Here is a 25,208-nt window from a genome sequence, read left to right as displayed (position 1 = left end):
TCAGTACCTCACTCGCGGGTCGATGAGCGCCGCGACGACGTCGACGATGAAGTTGGTCACGGCCACGATCACGGCCAGGAGCGCCACGATGCCCTGCACGGCGACGAAGTCGCGCGCCGCCAGGTACTGCGCGAGCTGGAAGCCGAGGCCCCGCCACTCGAACGTGGTCTCCGTGAGGACCGCGCCGCCGAGCATGACGGCGATCTGGAGGCCCACGACCGTGATGATCGGGATGAGCGCGGGCTTCAGCGCGTGCCGCGTCGTGAGCCGGAACTCGCCGACGCCGCGCGAGCGCGCCGCGTCGACGTACTCGGTGCCGAGCGTGGAGATCACGTTGGTGCGCACGAGCCGCAGGAAGATGCCGGCGGTGAGGAGGCCGAGCGCGAGCGCCGGGAGCACCGCGTGCTCGAGCACGTCGCTCACGGCCGTGGGGCTGCCGAGGCGGAGCGCGTCGATCAGGTAGATGCCGGTCGGGTTGTCCAGCCTCCCCAGCGCGACCTCGACGCGCGTGTCGGCGCGGCCGGACAGCGGGAGGATCCCGAGCCAGACGGAGAAGACGAGCTTGAGCAGCAGGCCCGCGAAGAACACGGGCGTGGCGTAGGCGAGGATCGCGAGGATCCGCAGCACGGCGTCGGGCGTGCGGTCCTTGAAGTAGGCCGCGACGAGGCCGAGCGGGATGCCGATGACGAAGGCGACGATCAGCGAGTAGATGACGAGCTCGAGCGTGGCCGAGCCATACTGCAGCAGCACCTCGCTGATGAGCCGGTTGTCGGTGAGCGAGCGGCCGAAGTCGCCGGTGGCGATCTGGCCGAGGTACTCGAGGTACTGCACGATGATCGGCCGGTCGAACCCGGCGGTCGCCAGGCGCTCCTGGAGCTGCTCCGGGGTGAGGCGGTCGCCCACGGCGGCGGAGATCGGGTCGCCCACGATGCGCATGAGGAAGAAGACCAGCGTCACGAGGATGAACACGGTCGGGATGATGAGCACGGCGCGGATGAGGATGTACTGGCCGAGCCCGATCCCCTGCTTCCGGGCCTTGGGCTGCTGCGCCCCGGGGGGCGCGGACGCGGGGCTCGCGTCCGGGATGACGGTCACGGCGGGTGGGCCTTTCGGGTCGTCGTACGGGTGGTGCGCCTGGTCGGGATGCCACGACGGGTGGCATGGGGATGGGGCGTCCCGCCGCAGCGGGACGCCCCATCCGTGGAGGTCGTCAGTCTAGGAGACGCCCTCCGCAGGGCTGCTAGCCCTTGGTGATCGGCGCGTAGCGGAACTTGAAGGAGGCGTCGAGCGTCACGCCCTTCACGTCCTTGCCGGCGACCGCGACCTGCGAGCCCTGGAGCAGGGGCAGGGTCGGCAGGTCGGCGGCGACGTCGTCCTGGATCTGGCCGATGATCTCGGCGCGCTTCGTGGAGTCGGACTCCGACAGCTGCTGCGTGATGAGGTCCGTCACGGTGGCGTTGTCGTAGTGGTTCTTCACGAAGGACTGCGGGGAGAAGAACGGCGTCAGGTAGTTGTCCGCGTCCGAGTAGTCGGGGAACCAGCCGAGCTGGTACGCCGGGTACTCGTCGTTGACGCGGGCCTTGCTGTACTGGTCCCAGATCGTGGACTGCAGGTTGACCTGGAACAGGCCGGTCGCCTCGAGCTGCTGCTTGATGAGCGCGTACTCGTCGTCCGAGCCGGCGCCGTAGTGGTCCGGGTTGAACTGGAGCTGCAGGGCGACGGGCGTCTGGACGCCCGCGTCGGAGAGGACCTTAGCGGCCTTGTCAGCGTCCGGCCCGCCGTTCCCGTCGCCGTACATGCCCTTGAGGGCCTCGTTGGCGCCGGAGAGGCCGTCGGCCACGTAGGAGTACAGCGGCGTGTAGGTGCCGTTGTAGACCTGGGTCGACAGCTCGTCGCGGTCGACGAGGTCGGCGGCCGCCTGGCGCACGGCGAGGGCCTTGGCCTCGTCGGCCTCGCCGGTGGTCTTGCCGAACGGCTGCGTGTTCAGGTTGAACGTGATGTAGCGGATCTCGCCGCCGGGTCCCTCGACGACCTGGACGGAGTCGTCCTTCTTGAGGTCCGCGATGTCGGTCGCGCCGAGCGAGCGGCCCGCTACGTCGATCTCGCCGTTCTGCACGGCGAGCTTCATCGTGGTCTCGTCCGCGTAGTAGCGAGCGGTCACGCCGCCGTTCGCGGGCTTCGGCAGGACGCCCTGGTAGTCGGCGTTCGGCGCGTAGGCGACGAGCTGGTTGAGCTGGAAGTCGGTGATGACGTACTGGCCCGCGAAGGCGTTCGCCGCGACGATGGCGGCCGGGTCGGCGAGCGCGTCGGCCGGGAAGACCTCCTCGTCGACGATGGGGCCGGCGGGGCTGGAGAGTACCTGCTCGAACGTCTGGTCGTTCGCGGTCTTGAGCGTGAAGACGACGGTGGTGTCGTCCGGCGCCGCCACGGACTCGACGTTCGCGAGCAGCGACGACGGGCCGTTGCCGTTGTCGGCGCCGTTGGCCGCGATGGTCGCGATGCGGTCGAACGTGAACTTGACGTCGCTCGCGGTGAGCGCGTGGCCGTTCGCGAACTTCAGGTCGGGCTTCAGCTTCACGGTGAAGTCGTTGGGCGACGTGTACTCGCCGGAGACGGCGAGGTCGGGCTCGACGTCCGGGCTGCCGTACGGGCTGTTGAACAGGAACGGGTAGACCTGGTTCTGCACCGCGAACGAGCCGTTGTCGTAGGAGCCGGCCGGGTCGAGCGAGAGGACCTTGTCGGTCGTGCCGACGACGATGGATCCGCCGCCTGAGGCGCCGTCCTCGGCGAGCGGGTCGCCGGATCCGCCGGAGCAGCCGGCGAGGACGAGGGCCGCGGCGGAGAATCCGGCCGTGGCGAGCAGGACGCGTGAGCGCCGGGGGAATGCGGACGTCATGTTCCGAGTGCCTCTTTCATGAAGGGGATCGCGCCCGCGCATCGGGAAGACACGGACGCTGTGCTGTGAATGATTTCTAACACACGGGAAACAGCAGCCCGGACCCGGGGGACGCGCGACGACGCTTCTTCACACGAATGAAACATGGCGAGCGCGCGTGAATCCGGTGCGGATCGCGGTCGGCGCGGCGGAATCCGCCCTATTCGCGGAGCGCGCGGCGCTCGGCCTCGACCTGCATGAGCTCGCGCTGGATCTCCTGGTAGCGCTCGCGATCGTGCGTCGCGTCCGTGCGCTGCAGCCGCCCGATGAGGTCGGCCTTGCGGCGCAGCAGGTCACGCCCGACGAGCTCGGCCGTGACGCCCTTCACGTAGACGGCGAGCTTGTCGGCGTCGCCGCGGTTGGGCAGCGGGGCGACGCCGAGCTGCTTCACGAGCGTGGCGAACGACTCGGGCACCTCGAGGGCCACGCGCGAGAGCCAGTCGGCGCCGCCGAGGGCGTCCATGCTGCCGATGACGCCGTCGCGGACGACCGCGAGGCTCTCGTTGACGAACGTGACCTGCGCGGCGCGCATGACGAGGTCGTTCCCGACGAGCTCCGGGTGCTGCAGCATCGCCATGAGGGCGTCGCGTTCGAGGCGGGTGGCGAGGTCGGTGGGCAGGTCCATGAGCGACATGGAGCGGGAGGCGTCGCCTGCGCCGTCGTCGTCCGGGCCGTGCCCGCCCTGCGCGTGGCGGCCCTGCGGCGAGCCGCCGGAGCGGTCGGCGCCGTCGGCGGGCATGCTGCGGCCAGCGGTCTGGACGGCGCGGCCGACCTCGGTGAGGTCCATGCCGAGCCATCCCGCGAGCTCGCGGGCGTACCCCGGGCGGAGCGACGGGTCGCGGATGTCGGCGACCACGGGCGCGGCGGCCCGGAGCGCGGCGACGCGGCCCTCGACGGTGTCGAGGTCGTGGTCGGCGAGGATCTGCTTGATCGCGAACTCGAACATGGGCTTCTTGCCCTGGATCATCCGGCGCACGGCGTCGTCGCCGCGCGTGAGGCGCAGGTCGCAGGGATCCAGCCCCTCGGGGCCGACCGCGACGTAGGTCTGCGCGGCGAACCGGCGCTCCTCGGAGAACGCGCGCATGGCCGCCTTCTGCCCGGCGGCGTCGGGGTCGAACGTGAAGACGACCTCGCCGAGGCCGCTGTCGTCTCCGAGCACGCGGCGGAGCACCTTGATGTGGTCGACGCCGAACGACGTGCCGCACGTGGCGACGGCCGTCGTGATCCCCGCGAGGTGGCACGCCATCACGTCGGTGTACCCCTCGACGACGACCACCTGGCGGCCGCGGCTCACGTCGCGCTTGGCGAGGTCGAGCCCGTAGAGCACCGAGCTCTTGTGGTAGACGGGCGTCTCGGGGGTGTTGAGGTACTTCGGGCCCTTGTCGTCCTCGCGCAGGCGGCGCGCGCCGAAGCCGACGGTGGCGCCGGTGAGGTCGCGGATCGGCCACACCAAGCGGCCGCGGAACCGGTCGTACGCGCCGCGGTCGCCCTGGCTGAGGAGGCCCGCGGTCACGAGCTCGGCCTCCGTGTAGCCCTTGGCCTTGAGGTGCGAGGACAGCGCGTCCCAGCTCTGCGGGGCGAAGCCGACGCCGAAGCGCTGCGCCGCGCCCTGGTCGAAGCCGCGCTCCCCGAGGAAGGTGCGGCCGATCTCCGCCTCCTCGGATCCGAGCTGCTCGACGAAGAACTCCGCCGCGGCCTCGTTCGCGCCGAGGAGCCGCGAGCGGTTGCCCTGGTCGGTGGCGGCCTGGCCGTCCTCGTAGTGCAGCTGGTAGCCGATGCGCTGCGCCATGCGCTCGACGGCCTCCGCGAAGGTCACGTGGTCCATGCGCTGCAGGAACGTGTAGACGTCGCCGCCCTCGCCGCAGCCGAAGCAGTGGTAGAAGCCGACCTGGGGCCGCACGTGGAAGCTCGGGGTGCGCTCGTCGTGGAACGGGCAGAGGCCCTTGAGGGATCCGACGCCGGCGGACTTGAGGGTGACGTACTCCCCCACCACGTCGCCCAGGTTGACCCGGGAGCGGACCTCGTCGATGTCGCTCTTGCGGATCAGTGCCATCGGCTCATCCTACGTCCGGGGTCGCCGGCTGATCCGGGCCCGATGCCGCGACCCTCGGGCATCAGAAGACGGGCCGCGCGCACAGGCGCTCGTACCAGGCGATGGCCGACTGGTCCGTGAGGCTGGCGACCTGGTCGACGATGACGCGCTTGCGCGCGCCGTCGTCCGCGGCCTCGCGCCAGTCGCCCGCGAAGCCGGGGTCGAGCTCGTCGGCGCCGCGCGCGTGCAGCGCGTCCGCGAGGCCCGCGAGCACCTCGCGCTGGCGGGCGTAGATGGGCTGGCGCGTGTTCTTCGACATGACGAACGCCGCGACGATGCCCTTGAGCACTGCGATCTCCGCCTGGATGGCGCGCGGCACCACCACGTGCGCGCCGAAGCGGATGAGGCTGCGGTCGGTGTGGGTGGCCCGCGTGAGCTGCGTCGCGGCGCCCGCGAACCGGCCGATGAGCTGGCTCGTGAGGTCCTTCAGCGCCGCCTGCGCGCCGCGGCCGCCGTCGTACTCGTCCACCCACACGTCCAGGGAGTCGAGCCGGTCGAAGGCCTGGATGAGCTCCTCGTGCGAATGCGCGCCGCCGATCCACGCGACCATCGAGTCGACGAGCTCCTCGTGGTCGACCCGGGCGCCGAGCGCGCGCACGTCGACGTAGCCGCCGACGATGGCGTCCTCGAAGTCGTGCACGGAGTACGCGATGTCGTCGCTGAGGTCCATGACCTCGGCCTCGATGCAGCGGCGGCCCGTGGGCGCGCCCTCGCGCAGCCACTCGAACGCCGCCACGTCGTCGTCGTAGAAGCCGAACTTGCCGCGGCCGGACGGATCCGGCACCGACTGGGAGCTCGGCCACGGGTACTTGCAGCTCGCGTCGAGGCTGGCGCGCGTGAGGTTGAGGCCGTACGGACGCCCCTCCGGCCCGATGACCTTGGGCTCGAGCCGGGTGAGCAGGCGCAGCGTCTGCGCGTTGCCCTCGAAGCCGCCGATGTCGGCCGCCCAGTCGTTGAGGGCCCGCTCGCCGTTGTGGCCGAAGGGCGGGTGGCCGATGTCGTGCGCGAGGCACGCGGTGTCGACCACGTCGGGATCCAGGTCGAGGCTGGAAGCCAGCTCGCGCCCCACCTGCGCCACCTCGAGGGAGTGCGTGAGGCGGTTGCGCGCGAAGTCGAGGCCGGCCATGGGGCTCAGCACCTGCGTCTTCGCGGCCAGGCGGCGGAGCGCGCTGGAGTGCAGCAGGCGCGCCCGGTCGCGCGCGAAGTCGCTCCGACGGGACGAGTGCTGCTCGGGGAACCACCGCTCGGCGTCGGTGGCGCTGTACGCCGACCGCTCCTGCATGCTCTCAACCACCACTGTTGTGGATCTCCCCATCCGCGATGTCCATCGCATCCTGCGCGTCGATGTCGCGGCTCTCGAGCCAGCGGTCCGGCAGCGCCGTGCGCTTCATGCTGCCCTGGCGGCCGCGCGCGCCCTCGGCACCGGCGCCCGGGTAGGGCTGGTCGCGGTCGAGCGTGGCGAGCAGGCCGTCGATCTCCTCGAGCGAGGACGCCGACGCGAGCGCCGCCCGCAGGTCGCCGCCGACGGGGTAGCCCTTGAAGTACCAGGCGACGTGCTTGCGTGCGTCGCGGCAGCCGCGCTCCTCGCTCTCGAAGAACTCGGCGAGGAGCTCGACGTGGCGGCGGAAGGTGTCGGCGACCTGGCCCTGCGACGGGTGCGCGCGGGGCGTGTCGGCGGGGTCGAGGCCGGCGGCGCGCGCGTGGAAGGCGGCCGCGAGGTCGCCGAAGAGCCAGGGGCGGCCGAGGCAGCCGCGGCCGACGACCACGCCGTCAGCGCCCGTCTCGTCCATCATGCGGATGGCGTCCTCCGCGGCCCAGATGTCGCCGTTGCCCAGCACGGGCACGCTCTCGATGGCCTGCTTGAGCTTCGCGATGGCGGACCAGTCGGCGTGCCCGCTGTAGTAGTCGGCGGCCGTGCGCGCGTGCAGCGCGATGGACGCGACGCCCGCGCCCTCGGCGGCGCGTCCGGCCTCGAGGTAGGTGAGGTGGTCGGCGTCGATGCCCTTGCGCATCTTGACCGTGAGCGGGATGTCGCCCGCCGCCTTCACGGCGCCCTCGACGATGTCGGTGAAGAGCCCGAGCTTCCACGGCAGGGCCGCTCCCCCGCCCTTGCGCGTGACCTTGGCGACAGGGCAGCCGAAGTTCAGGTCGATGTGGTCGGCGCGGTCCTCCGCGACGAGCATGGTGACGGCCTCGCGCACGGTCTTCGGATCCACCCCGTAGAGCTGGATGGAGCGCACCTTCTCCGAGGGGTGGTGCGTGATGAGCCGCATGGACTCGGGCGTGCGCTCGACGAGCGCGCGGCTCGTGATCATCTCGCTGACGTAGAGGCCCGCGCCGAACTCGCGGCACAGGCGCCGGAACGCGGTGTTGGTGATGCCCGCCATGGGCGCGAGCACGACGGGCACGTCGAGCGGGATGCCGCCGATGCGGAGGGCGGGCTCGGCGGCGGGCGCGGTCGCGGGAGCGCCGGGCGCGTGGGCCGCGGAGGGGACGGGGACGAGGGTCGGAGAGGACATGACGGCTCGATTCTCCCAGACGGGACGGCGGGCGGCGGACGCGGGACGGGATCCCCGCGGGGAGCAGGCGGCGGGCGCCTGGGGAGGGCGGGTCAGATGGCCCGACCGGCGTCGATGGCGTCGCGGACGCGCGCGAGGTCGGCGGCCGGTGAGGCGTCGGCGGTCGCCCCGGGCACGAGGCACGCGTCGCCCTCGCAGGCGGCGGCGTCCGCGGATCCGAGCATCGCGAGGAGGGGCGTCGCGACGGGCATCGCGCCGGTGGCGGGCGCGGCGCTCATCGGGTCGCCTCCTCGCCCGCGATGACGCGGACCGTGTCGCCGTCGCGTGCCGCCAGCGCCTCGCCCAGGGCGGACGCGAACACCATCGGGTCCTGCGCGCCGGAGATGCCGAAGCGCTCGTCGATCACGAAGAAGGGCACTCCCTGGATCCCGTAGGCGACCGCCTGCGCCTGGTCGGCGCGCACGTCATCGAGGTGGCGGTGCGTCTCGAGGGCCTCGCGCACCTCGTCGGCGTCGAGGCCGACCTCGACCGCGAGCTCGACGAGGTCCGGCACGCGGCCCACGTGGCGCCCCTCGGTGAAGTACGCCTTCAGCAGCCGCTCCACCATCTCGAGCTGGACGCCGCGCACGCGCGCGAGGTGCAGCAGCTCGTGGGCCAGCACCGTGTTGGTGTGCTGCAGCGCGTCGTAGTCGTAGGCGAGGCCCTCGGCGGCGGCGAGCCGGGTCATGTCCTCGAGCATCGTGGCGACGCGGTCGGCCGGGATGCCCTTGTGGCCCGCGAGGAAGTCGACCTCGGTGCCCTGGAAGTCGACTGGGGTGTCGGGCGCGAGCTCGAAGGAGCGGTAGGTGATCGTGATCTCCGGGGCGCCCGGCGTCCGCGCCTGGAAGTCGCGCGCTCCGGCCTCGAAGCGGCGCTTGCCGACGTAGCACCACGGGCACGCGATGTCCGACCAGACGTCGACGCGGATGGCGGGCAGGGCGGGGGCGGAGGAGTCGGTCACGGGTGGGCAACCGGTCGGGAAGGCGGGGCATTCCCGCGGTGTTGCCCGAGCATGGCCGACAGCTCCCCCACCCCCGCCCGTCCCGCATCCGACGACGCCGCTCCTCAGGGCCGCGCCCGCGTGCTCGCCCACGCCGCGCGCCTCGGGATCGACGTCGAGGTCGTCGACCGCCCGGACGCAGGATCCCTCGAGGAGGCGGCGCGCGGCCTCGGCATCGCGCCGTCGCACCTCGTGAAGTCGCTCGTGGTCAAGCGTCACGACGGGGCCCTGCTCATCGCGCTCGTGCCCGGCGACCGGCAGATCAGCTGGGCGAAGCTGCGCGCGCTCGTAGGCGTGAACAAGCTCTCGATGCCCGCGCCCGAGGTCGCGCTCGAGGCGACCGGGTACGAGCGCGGCACCATCACGCCGCTCGGCGCCGGCGGCGAGCTGCCCGTCTACGCGGACGAGCGGATCGCGGGCCGGCGGATCGGGATGGGCGGCGGCGAGCACGGCGTCTCGGCCCTGGTGGACGCGGACGCGCTCGTCGACGCGCTCGGCGCGACGGTCGGCGACATCACGGACGAGCTGACGATCCGCCGCCCCTGATCCCGCGCGAGCGGGGCCGGGACGGCGGATCGGCCGTGCGGGTGGAGCGGATCAGGCCCCGATGAGCTGCCCCGCGAGGTACCCCATGAGGTCGTCGAGCGGGATGCGCTCCTGCGCCATGGTGTCGCGCTCGCGCACGGTGACGGCGCGGTCGTCGAGGGTGTCGAAGTCGACCGTGACGCAGAACGGGGTGCCGATCTCGTCCTGGCGCCGGTAGCGGCGGCCGATGGCGCCCGCGTCGTCGAACTCGATGTTCCAGACCTTGCGCAGCTCCGCGGCGAGCTCGCGCGCGACCGGCGACAGCTTCTCGTTGCGCGACAGCGGCAGCACGGCGACCTTGACGGGCGCGAGGCGCCGGTCGAGGCGGAGGACCGTGCGCTTGTCCACGCCGCCCTTCGCGTTCGGGGCCTCGTCCTCGTGGTACGCGTCGACGAGGAACGCCATCATCGACCGGGTGAGGCCGGCCGCGGGCTCGATGACGTACGGGATCCAGCGCTCGTTCTTCGTCTGGTCGAAGTACGAGAGGTCCTGGCCGGACGCCTCCGAGTGCGTGCGGAGGTCGTAGTCGGTGCGGTTCGCGATGCCCTCGAGCTCGCCCCACGCGCCGCCGGTGAACCCGAAGCGGTACTCGATGTCGACCGTGCGGGTGGAATAGTGCGACAGCTTCTCGGCCGGGTGCTCGAAGAGGCGGAGGTTCTCGGGGTCGATGCCGAGGTCGGTATACCAGGCGTAGCGGGCGTCGATCCAGTACTGGTGCCACTCGGCGTCGGTGCCGGGCTCGACGAAGAACTCCATCTCCATCTGCTCGAACTCGCGCGTGCGGAAGATCCAGTTCTGCGGCGTGATCTCGTTGCGGAAGCTCTTGCCGATCTGGCCGATGCCGAACGGCGGCTTCTGGCGCGCGGCGCTCAGGACGTTGGCGAAGTTGACGAAGATGCCCTGCGCGGTCTCGGGGCGGAGGTAGTGCATGCCCTCCTGGTTGTCGACGGGGCCGAGGAAGGTCTTGAGGAGGCCCGAGAAGTTCTGCGGCTCGGTCCAGGATCCGGGCTGGCCGGTGTCCGGGTCCTTGATGTCGGCGAGGCCGTTGACGGGCGGGTGGCCGTGCTTCGCCTCGTACGCCTCGAGCAGGTGGTCGGCGCGGTAGCGCTTGTGCGTGTGCAGCGACTCGACGAGCGGGTCGCTGAAGACCTCGACGTGGCCGGACGCCTCCCACACGCGGCGGGGCAGGATCACCGAGGAGTCGAGGCCCACGACGTCGTCGCGGCCGTTGACCATGGTCTGCCACCACTGGCGCTTGATGTTCTCCTTCAGCGCCACGCCGAGCGGCCCGTAGTCCCACGCGGAGCGGGAGCCGCCGTAGATCTCACCCGCCTGGAAGACGAACCCGCGCCGCTTGGCGAGGTTGATGACCGGGTCGAGACGCGAGGGGGTTGCCACGTTTGCTCCAAGGTGTGGGCCGGACTGGGTGCCCGGTCGGCGGACGGCGACCGGCCGGCGGATGCCGGCATCGCCGGGAAAGGCGGCCCCCAGTCTACGGGCGCTCCGCGCTCAATCCTCGTCGCCTGCGGTCCGTCGGTGCGCGAGCTCGACGATGCGGACGGTCTCGAGGGAGTCGCGCGGGTCCACCGGCACGGGCCCGCGACCGCGGACGGCGTCGGCCATCGCAGCGTAGTAGTCGGCGTAGCGGCCGCGCTCGGTGGGGATCCGCTCCCCCGCCGGATCGCCCGCCGCCTCGACGAGCGTGCCCCACTCCGCCTCGGGCGCCTCGCCGAAGCCGGGGTCGGTGGGCGCCGCGCCCTCCTTGAGGAGCGGCTCCTGCGGATCCAGCCCGTGCACGGCGTACGCGCCCGCGGTGCCGAGGACGCGGAAGCGGGGGCCGGCCAGCGCGGCGACGCGGCTGACGGTGATGTGCGACTGGACGCCCGACTCGTGCAGCAGCGAGTAGAAGGCGTCGTCGTCGCTCGCGGACCCGTCGCGCACGGTGGCGAGCTCGGCCGCGAAGTCGGCGACGGGTCCGAACAGCTCGAGCGCCTGGTCGACGAGGTGGCTGCCGAGGTCGTAGGAGATGCCCGCCGCGTCGGCCGGCGTCTCGCGGTCCTGCCAGCGATCGCGGACGGGGCCGCCCCAGCGCTCGAACGTCGACTCGAAGCGGTGGACCTCGCCGAGACGGCCGGAGGCGATGAGCGCCTTCACGGTGAGGAAGTCGCCATCCCACCGCCGGTTCTGGAACACCGAGAACGGGACCCCGAGGGCCTCGGCGCGCTCGATGAGCATGAGCGCCTCGTCCACGGTCGCGACGAACGGCTTGTCCATCACGACGGCGAGGTGCGCGTCCAGCGCCTGCAGCCCCTGGCGGAGGTGCGCGGAGGCGGGCGACGCGATGACGACCATGTCGAGCTCGGCCGAGCGCGCGAACAGCTCGTCGGCGGACGCGACCACGTCGGCGCCGGGATGGCGCTCGCGGACCTGCGCGGCGCGGGCCGCGTCGGAGGTCGAGACGAGGGCGATCCGGTAGTCGGGGCTCGCCTGGAGGAACGGCGCGTGGAAGACGCGGCCGGCGAGGCCGTAGCCGACGATCCCCACGCGGATGGGCACGTCGCCGCCCTCGGCGGAGGCGACGGGGGCGGACGGGCGGGGCGCGGTGTCGGGTGTGCTCACGTCCCGATGCTACTGAGCGGCGGTGTCGCGGTCGCCCTCGACCTCGGCGTCCGGATCCTCGGCGGACCCCGTGTCCGCGTCGGCCGCGTGCGCGTCGACCGCGCCGCCGAACCGCCGGTCGCGGTGCACGTAGCTCTCGACGGCGTCCCACAGGTCCTTGCGGCGGAAGTCGGGCCACAGCCGGTCGAGGAACACCATCTCCGCGTACGCCGACTGCCAGAGCAGGAAGTTGCTCGTGCGCTGCTCCCCCGAGCTGCGGATGAAGAGGTCGACGTCGGGCACGTCCGGCAGGTAGAGGTAGCGCTGGATCGTGCGCTCGTCGACGCGCGACGCCTTGAGCCGCCCCGCGTCCACGTCCTCGGCGATGCGCTTCACGGCGTCGCCGATCTCGGTGCGCCCGCCGTAGTTGATGCACATGGTGAGCGTCATGCCGGTGTTGTCCTTCGTCATCTCCTCCGCCACCTGGAGGTCGTCGATGACGCTGCGCCAGAGGCGGGGGCGGCGGCCGGCCCAGCGGATCCGGACGTTCCAGGCGTTCAGCTGGTCGCGGCGGCGGTGGATCACGTCGCGGTTGAAGCCCATGAGGAAGCGCACCTCCGCGGGCGAGCGCTTCCAGTTCTCGGTCGAGAACGCGTAGACGGACAGGTGCGTCGCGCCCAGCTGCACGGCGCCGGCGACGGTGTCGAACCAGGCCTCCTCGCCCGCCTGGTGGCCGGCGGTGCGGGGCAGGCCGCGCTGGTTGGCCCAGCGGCCGTTGCCGTCCATGACGACGGCGATGTGCTTCGGCACGAGGTCGGCGGGGATCGCGGGCGGCTGCTCGCCGGTCCAGTCGAGCGGCAGGTCGGTACGGCCGGGGACCTCGGGGCGTCGGCTCATGGGGTCGTCTCCTGTGCTCGGGGGCGGTCGGCGGGGGTGGCGGGCAGGGCGTCGGGGTCGGGCTCCGGGTCGCGCGGGGTCGCGCGCACGACGGACGCGGTCGCGGCGGCGAGGGCCGCGGCGGGATCCGGGTCGGCGCCGTCGAGGTCGGGCGCGTCGAGCGGCACGGGATGCTCGGTCGGCGGCAGGAGCTGGCGCGCGTCGCTGCGGTCGACGAGGCCGAGCGAGCGGATCCCCCGGTCGAGGTGCCACTGCGCGTACGCCGCCACGACCCCGCTGGCGCGGGCCTGCGATCGCAGCGTCGCGGCCTCGGCGTGCGGCCAGTCGCCCGTGAGGAGGGCGGAGAGGAGCGCTAGCGTGTCGGGGTCGAGCCGCGGGGATCCGGGCGGGGCGGCGGCATCCGCGACCACGCCGCCGAGCTGGACGACGAAGGCGGAGTGCGGCCCGGGCGCGCCCGTCACCGCGCAGTCCTGGAAGCTCGGCGCCCAGCCGGCCATCGACAGGCTGCGCAGCAGGTACGAGTCGAGCGTGAGGCTCGCGCCGTGCTCGCGGCGGCTGAGGGACCGGAGCGCGCCGACGAGGAGCAGGTACTGCTGGAGCGAGCCCTCGTCCTCGGTGACGCGGTCGGCCGTCTCGACCATCGCGCTGGCGGCGGTGTAGCTGCCGTAGTCGGCCGCGATGAGGGCGCCGTAGGAGGCGATGGACTCGGCCTGCGTGATGATGTCGAGCGTCCGGCCCTCGAAGAACTGCGCGTCGGCGACCATGAACGGCTCGAGCCGCGCGCCGAACTTCGACTGCGTGCGGCGCACGCCCTTCGCCACCGCGCGGATCTTGCCGTGCTGCCGCGAGAGCATCGTGACGATCCGGTCCGCCTCGCCCAGCTTGTGGGTGCGCAGGACGACGATCTCGTCACGGTAGAGGGGCACCCCTCGATTATCCGCCCCGCGCGCCGGCTCCCCCTCCGCCGCCGCGCGGGGCGGGCACGGTCCGCGCGGCGTCACGCGGCCGGGCGGGGCACCCGCGCTGTGCTATCAAGGGGAGGCCATGGATCCCGTCCCCCTCACCATCCCGCTCTGGGCGGACCTCCTGGCGGTCAGCATCGGCAGCCTGCAGGGCGCCATGTTCGCTGCGGGCTTCCGCGACCGCCGCCTCGACCTGCTCGGCGTCGCCATCATCGGCACGGCCACCGGGCTCGGCGGAGGGCTCCTCCGCGACGTGTTCCTCAACGTCACGCCCGCCGCGCTCTCCAGCAACTGGCTCATGCTCATCGCGGTCGCCGCGGCCCTCGGCGGCATGCTGCTCGAGCGCATCTTCACGCGCCTCGACGCCGTCATCACGGCCCTCGACGCCCTCACCATCGGCCTGTTCTGCGCCATCGGCACCTCGAAGGCGCTGGCCGCGGGGGTGCCGGAGGTGCCCGCCGTCTTCATCGGGGTCGTCTCCGCCGTCGGCGGGTCGTTCGTGCGCGACCTCCTGCTCAACCTGCCCATCGCGATGATGCACGTGGGCTCGCTCTACGCCGTCGCCGCGGGCGTGGGCGCGGTCATCGTCGTCCTGCTCGCGGCGTTCGGCGTGCCCATGTGGGTCGCGGCCATCGTGTGCGTGGCGGTCACGGCCACCACGCGGCTCCTCGCCGTGCGCTTCGGCTGGAGCCTGCCGGAGCAGCGCGCGCTGAGCCGGCTGCGGTTCACGGCGCTGCGCCGGCCGCGTCCGCGGCGCTGATCCCGCGGGCGGGCGCGCGCATCCACCGCCGCGCACGACGACGGCCGGGCGTCGCCGCCCGGCCGTCGTGATCGCGCGTCAGGCGGGAGGGATCAGACCGCGGCGAGCTCCGGCTCGCGCACCGTGCGGCGGATCGCCCGGTTGACCCCGGAGACGATGGCCTCGAGCGACGCCGTCGAGCTGTCCTCGTCGATGCCGACGCCCCAGAGGCGCACGCCCTCGACCTCGAGCTCCACGTAGGACGCGGCCAGCGCGTCGCCGCTCGCGCTGAGCGCGTGCTCCACGTAGTCGAGGAGGCGCACGTCGACGCCCTGGTCGGCGAGCACCTTCAGGAACGCGGCGATCGGGCCGTTGCCGGATGCGGACGCCTCGCGCACCCGGTCGCCGTCGCGGAGCTCGACCTCCAGCGACACGGATCCGCCCATGTCGCTCGACGTGCGGGTGGAGGTGAGCTCGAACCGGCCCCACTTCTCCTCCACGCGGTCGAGCGGCGCGGGCAGGTACTCGTCCTGGAAGATCGACCAGATCTGCGCGCTCGTGACCTCGCCGCCCTCGGCGTCGGTCTTGGCCTGCACGACGCCGGAGAACTCGATCTGCAGGCGACGAGGCAGGTCGAGCGAGTGGTCGGCCTTCAGCAGGTAGGCGACGCCGCCCTTGCCCGACTGCGAGTTGACGCGGATGACGGCCTCGTAGGAGCGGCCGAGGTCCTGCGGGTCCACCGGCAGGTACGGCACGGCCCACGGGATCTCGTCCACGGTGACGCCCTGCGCGGCCGCGTCGACGGCCATGGCCTCGAAGCCCTTCTTGATGGCGTCCTGGTGGGATCCGCTGAACGCCGTGTAGACGAGGTCGCCCGCCCAGGGGCTCCGCTCCGGCACGGCCAGCTGGTTGCAGTGCTCGGCCGTGCGCTTGATCCCGTCGAGGTCGCTGAAGTCGATCTGCGGGTCGATGCCCTGCGTGAACAGGTTGATCCCGAGCGCGACGAGGTCGACGTTGCCGGTGCGCTCCCCGTTGCCGAAGAGGCAGCCCTCGATGCGGTCGGCGCCGGCCAGGTACCCGAGCTCGGCGGCGGCGACGGCCGTGCCGCGGTCGTTGTGCGGGTGCAGCGAGACGAGGACCTCGTCGCGGCGGTCGAGGTGGCGGCACATCCACTCGATGGAGTCGGCGTAGACGTTCGGCGTCGCCATCTCGACGGTCGCGGGCAGGTTGAGGATGACCTTGCGCTCGGGGGTCGGGTCGAAGACCTCGACGACGCGGTTGCAGATCTCGGCCGCGAACTCGAGCTCGGTGCCCGTGTAGCTCTCGGGCGAGTACTCGTAGTAGACGTCCACGTCGGGGATCGTCTCCTCGTACCGCTTGCAGAGGCGCGCGCCCTCGAGCGCGATGTCGATGATGCCCTGCTTGTCGGTGCGGAACACGACCTCGCGCTGGAGCACGCTCGTCGAGTTGTAGAGGTGCACGATCGCCTGCTTCGCGCCGCGGATCGACTCGTAGGTGCGGGCGATGAGGTGCTCCCGGGCCTGGGTGAGGACCTGGATCGTCACGTCGTCCGGGATCGCGCCCTCCTCGATGAGGCTGCGCACGAAGTCGAAGTCCGTCTGGCTGGCGGACGGGAAGCCGACCTCGATCTCCTTGTAGCCCATGCGAACCAGCAGGTCGAACATGATGCGCTTGCGCTCGGGGCTCATCGGGTCGATGAGCGCCTGGTTGCCGTCGCGGAGGTCGACCGCGCACCAGCGCGGCGCCTCGGTGATCCGGCGGGCGGGCCACGTGCGGTCCGGCAGGTCGACGGCGATCTGCTCGTGGAACGGGCGGTACTTGTGGATGGGCATCCCGCTGGGGGTCTGCGTGCTCTTCATGGTCGTCTCCTCGTCGAATTCGGGTCAGCCGTGACGGGACTCCGCGACGAGGAGGGCCGGATCAGGCCTCGCCGCGGCGACTAAGGAGGAGGCGGCCGGACTGCATGCGACCACGGTACACCGGCGCCGCGAGGGTCCGCACCCGCGGCGGCCGACGGACGGCGCTCACCGCGCGGAGCGGAGCACGCGCGTCAGGTCGCGCACCGACGTCGACGGCAGGTACGCGCGCGTCAACGCGAGGCCGACGGTCGGCAGGGCGGTCGCGTCCGGGTAGGCCATGATCAGCGGCACGAGCTCCGGCTGGAACTTGCGCTTGAACTCCAGCAGCGAGCGGAAGCCGTAGACCGGCTCCAGAGAGTCGGCGAGGAACTCGAGGATCCGCTCCACCGCGCTCTCCTGGCGCTCCGCTCCGGCATCCGCCTGCTCGCCCGCGGTCGAGGTCGAGGCCGCCCGCGTCTGCGCGAGCGGCGCGGCGGACAGGCTCATGAACTCGATGCCGTCCTCCTTCATCCGCATGGCCGAGCGGGCGATGAGGAACTCCATCACGCCGTTGATCCCGTCGGGGCGGCGGCGCATGAAGTCGAGCGTCCAGCCGACCACCTCGCCGTCGCGCCAGGTGGGCAGCCAGCTGGTGGCGGCCTGGACGTGGTCGTCCGCGTCGATCGCGAGCATGAGCCGCACGGCGGGATCCCGGAGCTCCTCCACGCCGCCGAGCGTGAAGCCCATCTCGGGCAGCTCCTTCTCCGCGACCCACTCCTCGGACATCTGCTCGATCTGGCTGGCCCAGGCGAGGGGCAGCTCGGCCCAGGTGGTCCACTCGGCGCGGATGCCCGCGCGATCCGCCCGGTTGATGGACGTGCGCACGTCCTGCCACTTCTTGCCCGTGGTCTGCCAGGTGCCCGGGCGCACGACGGTCTCCTCGGCGACGACCAGCGTCTCCCAGCCCATCTCGCGGAACAGCGGTGTCATCGACGCGGGGACGCTGTAGAAGACGGGCGTCCACCCGTTGTCGTCGGCGAAGCGCGCGAACTGGCCGAGGACGTCGCGGAGGGCGCGGTCGTCCTCGGGCGGTCCGAGCGGCGCGGCCGTGGTGATCGCGACGCTGCCGACCACGCGGTAGGCCACGACCGTCTGCCCGTCGGCGGCGATCCAGTACGAGTTGCCCGGCCACGTCGCCATGTGGGACAGCGAGCCGATCGCCCCGCGGCGGAGGGCAGGCATGACGCGCGCCTGCGCCCGGGGAACGGCGGCGATGCGGACGTCGGCGATGGCGCGCAGGCTCGCGATCACCAGGATGATCCAGAAGACCGGCCCGACACCGCGGTAGACGACGTCGGTGATGGGGTCGGTAGGCAGGAAGTCGAGCGACTCGCCACGCAGGAACGACGCCGGGATGAAGCGGTCGGGCGCCTCGGCCAGGAGGTCGTTGAGGTCGACCGGCCGCGTGAAGGCGTCGGAGAGCGCGAGCCCCGTGGCCACGAACAGCGCCATGAGGCCGGCCAGGGCGACGCCCGTGGTCACGAGGAAGCGCCGGATCGCGGGGGCCGTCGAGAGGATGGTGAAGTGCCGCCGCAGGAGCACCAGGATGATGGCGCTGCCGAGCGGCAGCGCCACCGACGCGACGAGCGCGGCCACCGCCTCCGGGTGCGCGGACGGGGACGCGGACAGGCGAGGCGACACCATGTCGCGGTGCACCAGCATCCCGAACGCGTAGGCGGAGAGCACGGCGAGCAGCACGTTGACGCTCACGGCCAGCCACACGGCGAAGCGACGCCCGCGCGCCAGGCCGTACGCGGCGACCAGCAGCGCGAGCAGCGGCGCCACCGACAGGAGGATGGGACCCACCCCGCCGCCGATGCGCGCCAGCATGATCTCCTGCAGGCAGTCGTGCGTGAAGTCGCTCGACAGGCAGCGGGTGGAGATCGCGTCGCCCGGCACCCGGTCGTCGACGAACAGCAGCGCGATGGGGGCGAGCGGGCCGTAGCGGCTGCGGGACAGGAGCGCGATCGCGGGTCCGGTGCCGAGGATCGCCACGACCGCCGCGAGGATCACGCGCACCTCGTGGTGGGAGCTGCGCTGCCACAGCGCTCCCCCGGCCGGCCGGTGCAGCAGGGCGCCGACGACGCCGCCGACCAGGATCGCGAGGAGCCGGTAGAGGTCGCTCGGCTGGCCCGAGTAGAGCAGGAACACGAGCACCACGACGACGAGCACCACCCGGATGCGCCGCCGCCACAGGACGCCGGCCCACGCGCTCGAGAGCGCGAGCACGCCCGCGACCGCCGTGAGCGGATCCGCCGTCGCGATGCCCCGCACGCCGTGGGACCACAGCTCGCCGTCCACGAGCCCCAGCGCCTGGACGGCGATGCCGAGGAGCGAGCCGACGGTGCCGGTGAGCACGAACCCGAGGAGCGTGCGCCACCAGCCCATGAGGTGCTCCGCGACGCCGACGAGCACCAGCACGGCGAGGAGCGAGACGACGAGCTCCACGGGGCCGTCGGTGAGGAAGGCCGCCGTGGCGGTGGTCCACCAGTGGCCGCGCTCGACGACCGCCTCGTATCCGGTCGCCAGCTCGTGGTGGACGACGCGCCGCCACGTCGCGGAGACGGCGGGCAGCACGGCGAGCAGGAGGATGACCGCGGCGATGCCGAGGGTCACGGGCTGGGCGACGAGGCGCGACAGGAGGGCGCGGGCGGCGCCCTGCAGCGTGAGGATGCGGGGGCGCGCGGTCATCGGGTGAGCCCCAGGCGCTGGCCGAGGGTGGGGAGGGCGTCGGCCGTGCACCACTTCACGGTGCCCCAGTCGTGCGAGCTGCCGGGCGCGATGCTCAGCCGGGCGTCGATCCCGGCGGCGACCGCGGCCGCCTCCACCTGCTCCACGCCCGGACGGTACCCGGAGTCCTCCTCGCCCACGCAGAACACGGCCTGGGTGTCGGCGTAGGGGGCGCGGCTCGCCATGACGGCCGAGGGGATCGACGCCGCGTACCTGTCGTGCGAGCCGCCGAAGGCGACGTCGATGGTCTTCGGGCCGGCCCACGGGCCGATCTCGCCGGAGATGTCGACGAAGGAGCCGTAGACGTCGGGATGCGCGGCCCCGAGCTGCGCGGCGCACGTGCCGCCCTGCGAGAAGCCGAGCAGGGACCACGACGTCCGGCCGTCCAGCACGCGGAGGTTCGCGCGGATCCACGCGGGCACGTCGACCGTGAGGTACGTCTCCGAGTTCCCCAGGGACGAGTCGATGCACATGGGGTTCGCGTCCGACGCGCCCAGCTGGTCGGGCATGACCACGATGGGCGCGAGGCCGTGGTGGTCCGCGGCGTAGGAGTCGAGGATCGACTCGAAGCGGCCGGACGCGAGCAGGTCGAGCGGCTTGCCCGGCTGCCCCGACATCGCGATGAGCACGGGCAGCTCGGGGGCGTCCGGCACCAGCGCGGCCGGCGGCAGGTAGACGATGGCGTCGCGCGCCGTGAAGCCGGACTGCCTGCCCGGGATGCTCACGGATCCGACGCGGCCGTGCGAGGGGAGCTCCTCGCCCTGCGTCCACGACTCCTCGATGGGCACGGTGGAGTCCGGGGCCGGCTCCCCTTCCGCGGGCTGGGCCGACGGGAGGTCGGACGTGTCGAGCGGACCGACGCGGGTGAGGCCGAACGCGGCCGCCACGTTCGGGTACTCCTGCAGGTCCGCGTTGATGCCGATGGCAGAGGTGAGCACGACCAGGGGCACCACGAGCACGGCCAGCACGCGGTGCAGGACGCGGAGGCGGCGCGCCGGCCGCCCGGTGCCGCCGACCCCGGTGACGCTGCGGCCGCTGCGCACGACGGCGACGACCAGGATCCCGAGCCCCATGCCGCCGATCGCCGTCCAGCCGCGTGTAGGCAGGGACAGGACCACCCCGAACAGGTCCATCAGGTCGCCGAGCGCGAAGGCGAGGGCCAGGCCGCCCAGCGCGCCGAGGAGGGCGCCGAGTGCGAGCTCGCCCGCGGTGCGCCGGGGGTCCGCGGCGCGCGCACCGGTCGCCTGGCGCGCGCGCCGCGCCACGACGGCCAGGAGGACGAGGCCGATCACGGGCGCGAGCGTGGTGGCCGTGACCGTCGAGGCGCTCAGCAGCGACAGGTCTTCGAGATCGTGGAGCACGGTGGTCCTCTGGCGACGGGAGCGGGACAGGCGAAGGGAATCTAGCCGACGGGGATGCGAGCGGGCCCCGGGCGGTCGGGAGCGGCTAGCCCTGGGTCGGGGATCCGTTCAGCCGGTGCTCGAAGGCGAAGACCACGAGCTGGACGCGGTCGCGGAGGCTGAGCTTCGCGAGGATGCGGCTCACGTGCGTCTTGACGGTCGCCTCGCTGAGGAACTCCGCCTGCGCGATCTCCGCGTTGCTGAGGCCGCGCGCCGCGAGGACGAAGATCTCCCGCTCGCGCGAGGTGAGCGACATGAACGCGGGCGGCGCGACCCGCGGCCGGGATCCCGGGTCGAAGTGCTCGAGCAGCTGGCGCGTGGCCGACGCCGCGATGACGGAGTTGCCCGCGTGGACGGTGCGGATCGCGGCGAGCAGGAACTCGGGGTCGGCGTCCTTCAGCACGAAGCCGCTCGCGCCGGCCCGGATGGCGCGCGCGGCGCTCTCGTCGAGGTCGAAGGTGGTGAGCACGAGGACGCGCGGCGGGCGCTCGCCGCGCGCGTCCGCCGCGCGCAGGACCTCGGCCGTGGCCTGGATCCCGTCCATCACCGGCATGCGGATGTCCATGAGGATCACGTCGGGGCGCTCGGCGCGCGCGAGCTCCACGGCCTCCTGCCCGTTGGCGGCCTCGCCGGCGAACTCCAGGTCGGGCTGCGAGGAGATGAGCATGCGGACGCCCGTGCGGAACAGGGCCTGGTCGTCGACCAGGGCGACGCGGATGGGTGGGGTGGGCACGGGGGTCCTTCGATCGGGGTCGGCGTGGGGAGGTTATCGCGGCGCGCGGCGGGTCAGGATCCGGCTGGCCGGTCGTCGCGCCCGCGGCGCGCCGCGGAGGCGGCTGCCCCGCGGGCGGCCGCCGTGCGGTGCGGGCTGACGTGCGCGGCAGGCGCTCCGGGCGTCGCGGTACCCGCGGCCGCGGCCTCCGGCGGGAACAGCTCGTCGAGGGTCAGGGGGCGGCTCGGCGCGTCCGCTCCCGTGCCGACGGCCGCGCCGGCGACGGGCACGCGGGGCACGGGGCGGGTCGCGGGCGCGAACGGGATCCACGCGGAGACGGTCCACACGCCGTCGCGGACGCCCGCCGAGAAGCGGCCGCCGGAGAGCGTCGCGCGCTCGCGCATCCCGGCCAGGCCGTGGCCGACCGGCTGCGCGGGCGTCGCGGGCGCGGGCGGCAGCACGGGGAGGGCGATGATGCCCGTCGTGGTGCGGGCGGGGCGCACAGGATCCGGGAGCGTCCGGCTCCGCACCGACACCGAGACGCCGTCCGGCTCCCACGCGAGCTCGACCTCGACGGGGTGCCCGACGTCGCCGTGGCGCAGCACGTTGGTGAGGGCCTCCTGCACGATCCGGTACACGGCGAGCTGCTGTCCCGTGCCGAACTCGCCCGGCTGGCCCGTCTCCACGAACTCGATGGTGAGGCCCGTGGAGCGCATCTGGTCGATGAGGTCGCTCAGCTCCTTGAGCTCGGGCTGCGGGGCGTCGTCCTCGCTGTGCCGGAGCTGCGCGAGGAGGATCCGCACGTCGCCGAGCGCCTGCCTCGCGGTAGTGGAGATGGTGCGCAGCGCCTCGTCCGCGGCCTCGGGATCCACCAGCCGGGCGTAGCGCGCGCCGTCGGCCTGCGCGATCACGACGGCGAGCGAATGGGCGACGACGTCGTGCATGTCCCGCGCGATCCGGTTGCGCTCCTGCTCGACGACGACGTCCTGCAGCGCTCGGGCCTGGTCGCGCTCTGCGGCCTCCTGGGCGTCCCGGCTCGCGTGCGACGCGCGGGACGCGACCACGAGGCGTCCGGCCGTCCACGACGCCAGCAGCACGCTCCACGCGCAGAGGAGGAGGAACAGGAAGAGGGTCGCGAACGCGGTCCACTCCCCCGTGCTGAAGGCCGCGCTGCCGACGGGGACTCGGCCCGACGCGTAGGAGAGGTAGCAGGCGGCGACCACGCCGCCGACGATGGCGGAGGCGAGGCCCAGCGCGCGGACGACGCGGCCTCCGTACGCCGCGGTGCAGTACACGACGCCCGCGACGGCCAGGTCGCCTGGCTCGACGCCCGCGCCCGCGCCCATCTGGACGATCGCGCCCGTCCACGCGACGGCGAGGGAGAGCCCGGGCGAGACGCGGCGCACGGCGAGGGCGGCCCCCATGACGAGCACGAGGACGACGGAGATCTCGGAGGTGGTGGACGCGAAGACGCCGAACGCGCTCGCGGCCGCCACGCCGATCGACCCGGGGGCGAGGAGGGCCACGAACGCGACGGCGAGGACGACGTCGAGGACGAGCTGGTACCTCGGGATCCGTCGGAGCATGCGACCACCGTACGTGCCGCGTGCGCCCGCCGAGCTCCCGGTGGGCGATGATCCCCGTGCAGGCGATCCGATCTCATCCGCGGGATGTACGCGCGCCGCCCGCACGGATCAGAAGCCGAGGCGGCCGAGCAGCTTCGGGTCGCGCTGCCAGTCCTTGGCGATCTTCACCCGCAGCGAGAGGAAGACGCGCGTGCCGACGAGCGGCTCGATCTGCGCGCGCGCCACCTGCCCCACGTGCTTGAGCCGGGACCCCTGCGCGCCGATGACGATGCCCTTCTGGCTGTCGCGCTCGACGAAGAGGTTCGCGTAGATCTCGAGGAGCTCCTTGTCCTCGCGCTGGATCATGTCGTCGATCGTGACGGCGAGCGAGTGCGGCAGCTCGTCCTGCACGCCCTCGAGCGCGGCCTCGCGGATCAGCTCCGAGATGCGCGCCTCGAGCCCCTCCTCGGTGACGGCGTCGGACGGGTATAGCTGCTCCGAGACGGGCAGCGCCTTCAGCAGCTCTCCCACGAGCGCGTCGAGCTGGATTGCCTCGACGGCGGAGACGGGCACGATCGCGTCCCAGTCGCGCAGCTCCTGCACGGCGAGGAGCTGCTCGGCGACCGCGTGGCGCGACGCGGAGTCGGTCTTCGTGACGATCGCGATCTTGCGGGCGCGCGGGTACTCGTCGAGCTGCTCGTTGATGAAGCGGTCGCCCGGGCCGATGCGCTCGTCGGCGGGGATGCACAGCCCGATGACGTCCACGTCGCCGAGCGTGGTCTGCACGAGCGCGTTCAGCCGCTCGCCGAGGAGCGTGCGCGGGCGGTGGATCCCGGGGGTGTCGACGAGGATGAGCTGCCCGTCCGGCCGGTGCACGATCCCGCGGATGGCCTTGCGCGTCGTCTGCGGCTTGGAGCTCGTGATCGCGACCTTCTCCCCCACCAGCGCGTTCGTGAGGGTGGACTTCCCCACGTTCGGGCGGCCGACGAACGAGACGAAGCCCGCGCGGTACGCGGGCGCTCCCCCGCGCGGCTTGCGCTTCGCGCGCGACGGCTCCGCGGCGCGGTCGATGCCCCAGGCCTCGTCGGACAGCGGGGCGGGCTCGGCGGCCGTCCCGGCTGCGGCCGTCCCGGCTGCGGGCGTCCCGTCCGCCGCCGTCTCCTCGACGGGCGTCGCGTCGTCGCGGGGATCAGTCATGGTCGTGTCCTCTGCTGGCGGCGGCGCCCGCGGGAGCCGCCTCGTGGTCGTCGTCGGGGTCGTCGGCGCGGTCGCGCTCGACGAGGATCGTGCTGATGCGCGTGCGCCGCCCCTCGACCCGGTCGGCCGTGAGGACCAGCCCGCCGACGCGCACCACGGATCCGCGCTCGGGCAGGCGCCCCAGGGTCTTCGCGAGGAGGCCGCCGGCGCTGTCCACGTCGTCGTCGTCGAGCTCGAGCCCGAACAGGTCGCCCAGCTCGTCGATGGGCAGCCGGGCGCTCACACGGTACACGCCGTCCCCGAGGTCCTCGAACTCGGGCACGTCGCGGTCGTACTCGTCGCTGATGTCGCCCACGAGCTCCTCGATGAGGTCCTCGAGCGTGACGAGCCCGGCGATGCCGCCGTACTCGTCGACGACCATGGCGAGGTGGTTCGACTCGAGCTGCATCTGCCGGAGCAGCGCGTCGGCCTTCTGCGACTCGGGGACGAAGACGGCGGGGCGCGCGAGCTGGTCGACGGTCGTCCGCTCGGCCTCCTCGGGCCGCTCGTAGACCATGCGCGCGAGGTCGCGGAGGTACAGCACGCCCTCGATCTCGTCGGAGTCGCGTCCCGTCACCGGCGCCCGGGAGATGCCGCGGGACAGGAAGAGGCCGAGCGCGGAGCCGACGTGCGCGGTCTGCTCCACGACCACCATGTCGGTGCGCGGGATCATCACCTCGCGCACGACCGTGTCGTTGAACTCGAAGATGGAGTGGATGAGCTCCCGGTCGTCCTCCTCGAGCACCTCGAGCTCGGTGGCCTCGTCGACCATGCTGAGCAGCTGCTCCTCGCTCGTGAACGTCGCGACGGTCTTCGGGCGGCCGGGCGTGACCCGGTTGCCGAGGGCCACGAGCGCGTCGGCGATGGGCCCGATGGCCACGCGGATCACGCGCACGAGCAGCGCCGTCCACGCGAGCAGCGGGCGGGCGTGGACGCGGCCGACCGAGCGCGGGCTCGCGCCGACGAGCACGAAGGAGACGGCCGTCATGATCGCGGCGGCGACGAGCAGCGTGATCCACCACTCGTCGATCGTGGAGGCCAGCGCGAGCGTGACGAGCACCGCGGCGCCGGTCTCGGCGATGATCCGCACGAAGCCGAGCGCGTTGATGTACGCCCCGGTGTCGGTGGAGATGGCGAGCAGCGCGCGTCGTGCGCGCGCGGTGGCCGCGAGCTCCTGGATGTCCGCGCGGGACAGCGACGAGATGGCGGACTCGGCCGCGGCGAACAGGCCGCCGAGGACGACGAGGAGGAAGGCGGGGAGGAGGAGGGCGAGCATCGAG

19 protein-coding genes and 1 pseudogene are annotated in these 25,208 nt (G+C 72.9%); 2 read left to right on the top strand and 18 right to left on the bottom strand.

Annotated features, from left to right (window positions below; translation table 11 throughout):
• From NL142_RS08365 to NL142_RS08335, 7 genes are all read right to left on the bottom strand, one after another.
• Window positions 1–1,095 (bottom strand): ABC transporter permease, encoded by a 1,095-nt coding sequence (locus NL142_RS08365; RefSeq protein WP_194682589.1) that lies wholly within the window; start codon window positions 1,093–1,095, stop codon window positions 1–3.
• A 145-nt stretch (window positions 1,096–1,240) separates the two neighbouring features.
• Window positions 1,241–2,896 carry an ABC transporter substrate-binding protein gene (locus tag NL142_RS08360; RefSeq protein WP_194682590.1) on the bottom strand — a complete coding sequence of 552 codons (1,656 nt, stop codon included), beginning with the start codon at window positions 2,894–2,896 and terminating at the stop codon, window positions 1,241–1,243.
• 199 nt (window positions 2,897–3,095) lie between these two features.
• Entirely contained in the window at window positions 3,096–4,988 is a 1,893-nt protein-coding gene (dnaG, locus tag NL142_RS08355; protein WP_194682591.1) for a DNA primase, read from the bottom strand.
• Between the two features lie 61 nt (window positions 4,989–5,049).
• Window positions 5,050–6,309 (bottom strand): deoxyguanosinetriphosphate triphosphohydrolase, encoded by a 1,260-nt coding sequence (locus tag NL142_RS08350; RefSeq protein ID WP_435081587.1) that lies wholly within the window; start codon window positions 6,307–6,309, stop codon window positions 5,050–5,052.
• A gap of 4 nt (window positions 6,310–6,313) precedes the next feature.
• The gene (dusB, locus tag NL142_RS08345) at window positions 6,314–7,546 is read right to left on the bottom strand and encodes a tRNA dihydrouridine synthase DusB (RefSeq protein WP_435078755.1); all 1,233 of its coding nucleotides are present in this window, start codon (window positions 7,544–7,546) and stop codon (window positions 6,314–6,316) included.
• A gap of 92 nt (window positions 7,547–7,638) precedes the next feature.
• Window positions 7,639–7,824 (bottom strand): hypothetical protein, encoded by a 186-nt coding sequence (locus tag NL142_RS08340; RefSeq protein ID WP_435078753.1) that lies wholly within the window; start codon window positions 7,822–7,824, stop codon window positions 7,639–7,641.
• Window positions 7,821–8,546, bottom strand: coding sequence for a DsbA family oxidoreductase (locus NL142_RS08335; protein WP_435078751.1), 726 nt, complete (start codon window positions 8,544–8,546; stop codon window positions 7,821–7,823). The genes NL142_RS08340 and NL142_RS08335 overlap by 4 nt, the downstream gene beginning before the upstream one ends.
• A gap of 51 nt (window positions 8,547–8,597) precedes the next feature.
• Between NL142_RS08335 and NL142_RS08330 the strand changes: the two genes are divergently transcribed.
• Window positions 8,598–9,131, top strand: a complete 534-nt coding sequence (locus tag NL142_RS08330) for an aminoacyl-tRNA deacylase (protein ID WP_435078749.1) — start codon at window positions 8,598–8,600, stop codon at window positions 9,129–9,131.
• A 51-nt stretch (window positions 9,132–9,182) separates the two neighbouring features.
• On the opposite strand, the gene NL142_RS08325 is transcribed toward NL142_RS08330, so the two are convergent.
• The 4 genes and pseudogenes from NL142_RS08325 to recO form a co-directional block, all read right to left on the bottom strand.
• The gene (locus NL142_RS08325) at window positions 9,183–10,568 is read right to left on the bottom strand and encodes a glycine--tRNA ligase (protein ID WP_435078747.1); all 1,386 of its coding nucleotides are present in this window, start codon (window positions 10,566–10,568) and stop codon (window positions 9,183–9,185) included.
• A 111-nt stretch (window positions 10,569–10,679) separates the two neighbouring features.
• Window positions 10,680–11,789: a Gfo/Idh/MocA family protein gene (locus NL142_RS08320; RefSeq protein WP_194682597.1), complete on the bottom strand. Its 1,110-nt coding sequence runs from the start codon at window positions 11,787–11,789 to the stop codon at window positions 10,680–10,682.
• A 9-nt stretch (window positions 11,790–11,798) separates the two neighbouring features.
• A complete protein-coding gene (locus NL142_RS08315; RefSeq protein WP_194682598.1) occupies window positions 11,799–12,665 on the bottom strand; it encodes an isoprenyl transferase in 867 nt (288 codons plus the stop codon).
• Between the two features lie 212 nt (window positions 12,666–12,877).
• A pseudogene (gene recO / locus NL142_RS08310) lies at window positions 12,878–13,591 on the bottom strand (DNA repair protein RecO); the annotation flags it as partial.
• Window positions 13,592–13,709: 118 nt separating this feature from the next.
• Between recO and NL142_RS08305 the strand changes: the two are divergent.
• A complete protein-coding gene (locus NL142_RS08305) occupies window positions 13,710–14,387 on the top strand; it encodes a trimeric intracellular cation channel family protein (protein ID WP_043586970.1) in 678 nt (225 codons plus the stop codon).
• A 92-nt stretch (window positions 14,388–14,479) separates the two neighbouring features.
• Here the strand turns inward: NL142_RS08305 and leuA are convergent, their stop codons facing one another.
• From leuA to NL142_RS08270, 7 genes are all read right to left on the bottom strand, one after another.
• On the bottom strand, window positions 14,480–16,246 hold the full coding sequence (gene leuA / locus NL142_RS08300; protein WP_435078744.1) for a 2-isopropylmalate synthase: 1,767 nt from the start codon (window positions 16,244–16,246) through the stop codon (window positions 14,480–14,482).
• Between the two features lie 165 nt (window positions 16,247–16,411).
• Window positions 16,412–18,976, bottom strand: coding sequence for a bifunctional lysylphosphatidylglycerol flippase/synthetase MprF (locus NL142_RS08295; RefSeq protein WP_435078742.1), 2,565 nt, complete (start codon window positions 18,974–18,976; stop codon window positions 16,412–16,414).
• Window positions 18,973–20,376 carry an alpha/beta hydrolase gene (locus NL142_RS08290; RefSeq protein WP_435078740.1) on the bottom strand — a complete coding sequence of 468 codons (1,404 nt, stop codon included), beginning with the start codon at window positions 20,374–20,376 and terminating at the stop codon, window positions 18,973–18,975. The genes NL142_RS08295 and NL142_RS08290 overlap by 4 nt, the downstream gene beginning before the upstream one ends.
• An 85-nt stretch (window positions 20,377–20,461) precedes the next feature.
• Window positions 20,462–21,148 (bottom strand): response regulator, encoded by a 687-nt coding sequence (locus NL142_RS08285; RefSeq protein WP_012038260.1) that lies wholly within the window; start codon window positions 21,146–21,148, stop codon window positions 20,462–20,464.
• A 53-nt stretch (window positions 21,149–21,201) separates the two neighbouring features.
• Window positions 21,202–22,713 carry a sensor histidine kinase gene (locus NL142_RS08280; protein WP_435078737.1) on the bottom strand — a complete coding sequence of 504 codons (1,512 nt, stop codon included), beginning with the start codon at window positions 22,711–22,713 and terminating at the stop codon, window positions 21,202–21,204.
• Between the two features lie 108 nt (window positions 22,714–22,821).
• Window positions 22,822–23,889 carry a GTPase Era gene (gene era, locus NL142_RS08275; RefSeq protein WP_194682604.1) on the bottom strand — a complete coding sequence of 356 codons (1,068 nt, stop codon included), beginning with the start codon at window positions 23,887–23,889 and terminating at the stop codon, window positions 22,822–22,824.
• Window positions 23,882–25,204 carry a hemolysin family protein gene (locus NL142_RS08270; RefSeq protein ID WP_194682605.1) on the bottom strand — a complete coding sequence of 441 codons (1,323 nt, stop codon included), beginning with the start codon at window positions 25,202–25,204 and terminating at the stop codon, window positions 23,882–23,884. Before NL142_RS08270 ends, era begins: the two co-directional genes overlap by 8 nt.
• Window positions 25,205–25,208: the final 4 nt, after the last annotated feature.

It is taken from the genome of Clavibacter quasicaliforniensis, assembly GCF_051201715.1.
GTDB lineage: Bacteria > Actinomycetota > Actinomycetes > Actinomycetales > Microbacteriaceae > Clavibacter > Clavibacter seminis.
Note: the sequence above shows the minus strand (reverse complement) of the source record. Positions and strands in the feature narration are given on the sequence as shown.

Coding starts and splice junctions, on each gene's coding strand:
- NL142_RS08340 (WP_435078753.1), bottom strand. CDS start 7,824: ATGAGCGCCGCGCCCGCCACCGGCGCGATGCCCGTCGCGACGCCCCTC.
- NL142_RS08305 (WP_043586970.1), top strand. CDS start 13,710: ATGGATCCCGTCCCCCTCACCATCCCGCTCTGGGCGGACCTCCTGGCG.
- NL142_RS08350 (WP_435081587.1), bottom strand. CDS start 6,309: ATGCAGGAGCGGTCGGCGTACAGCGCCACCGACGCCGAGCGGTGGTTC.
- NL142_RS08280 (WP_435078737.1), bottom strand. CDS start 22,713: ATGCTCCGACGGATCCCGAGGTACCAGCTCGTCCTCGACGTCGTCCTC.
- era (WP_194682604.1), bottom strand. CDS start 23,889: ATGACTGATCCCCGCGACGACGCGACGCCCGTCGAGGAGACGGCGGCG.
- dusB (WP_435078755.1), bottom strand. CDS start 7,546: ATGTCCTCTCCGACCCTCGTCCCCGTCCCCTCCGCGGCCCACGCGCCC.
- leuA (WP_435078744.1), bottom strand. CDS start 16,246: ATGAAGAGCACGCAGACCCCCAGCGGGATGCCCATCCACAAGTACCGC.
- NL142_RS08330 (WP_435078749.1), top strand. CDS start 8,598: ATGGCCGACAGCTCCCCCACCCCCGCCCGTCCCGCATCCGACGACGCC.
- NL142_RS08360 (WP_194682590.1), bottom strand. CDS start 2,896: ATGACGTCCGCATTCCCCCGGCGCTCACGCGTCCTGCTCGCCACGGCC.
- NL142_RS08295 (WP_435078742.1), bottom strand. CDS start 18,976: ATGACCGCGCGCCCCCGCATCCTCACGCTGCAGGGCGCCGCCCGCGCC.
- NL142_RS08315 (WP_194682598.1), bottom strand. CDS start 12,665: ATGAGCCGACGCCCCGAGGTCCCCGGCCGTACCGACCTGCCGCTCGAC.
- NL142_RS08270 (WP_194682605.1), bottom strand. CDS start 25,204: ATGCTCGCCCTCCTCCTCCCCGCCTTCCTCCTCGTCGTCCTCGGCGGC.
- dnaG (WP_194682591.1), bottom strand. CDS start 4,988: ATGGCACTGATCCGCAAGAGCGACATCGACGAGGTCCGCTCCCGGGTC.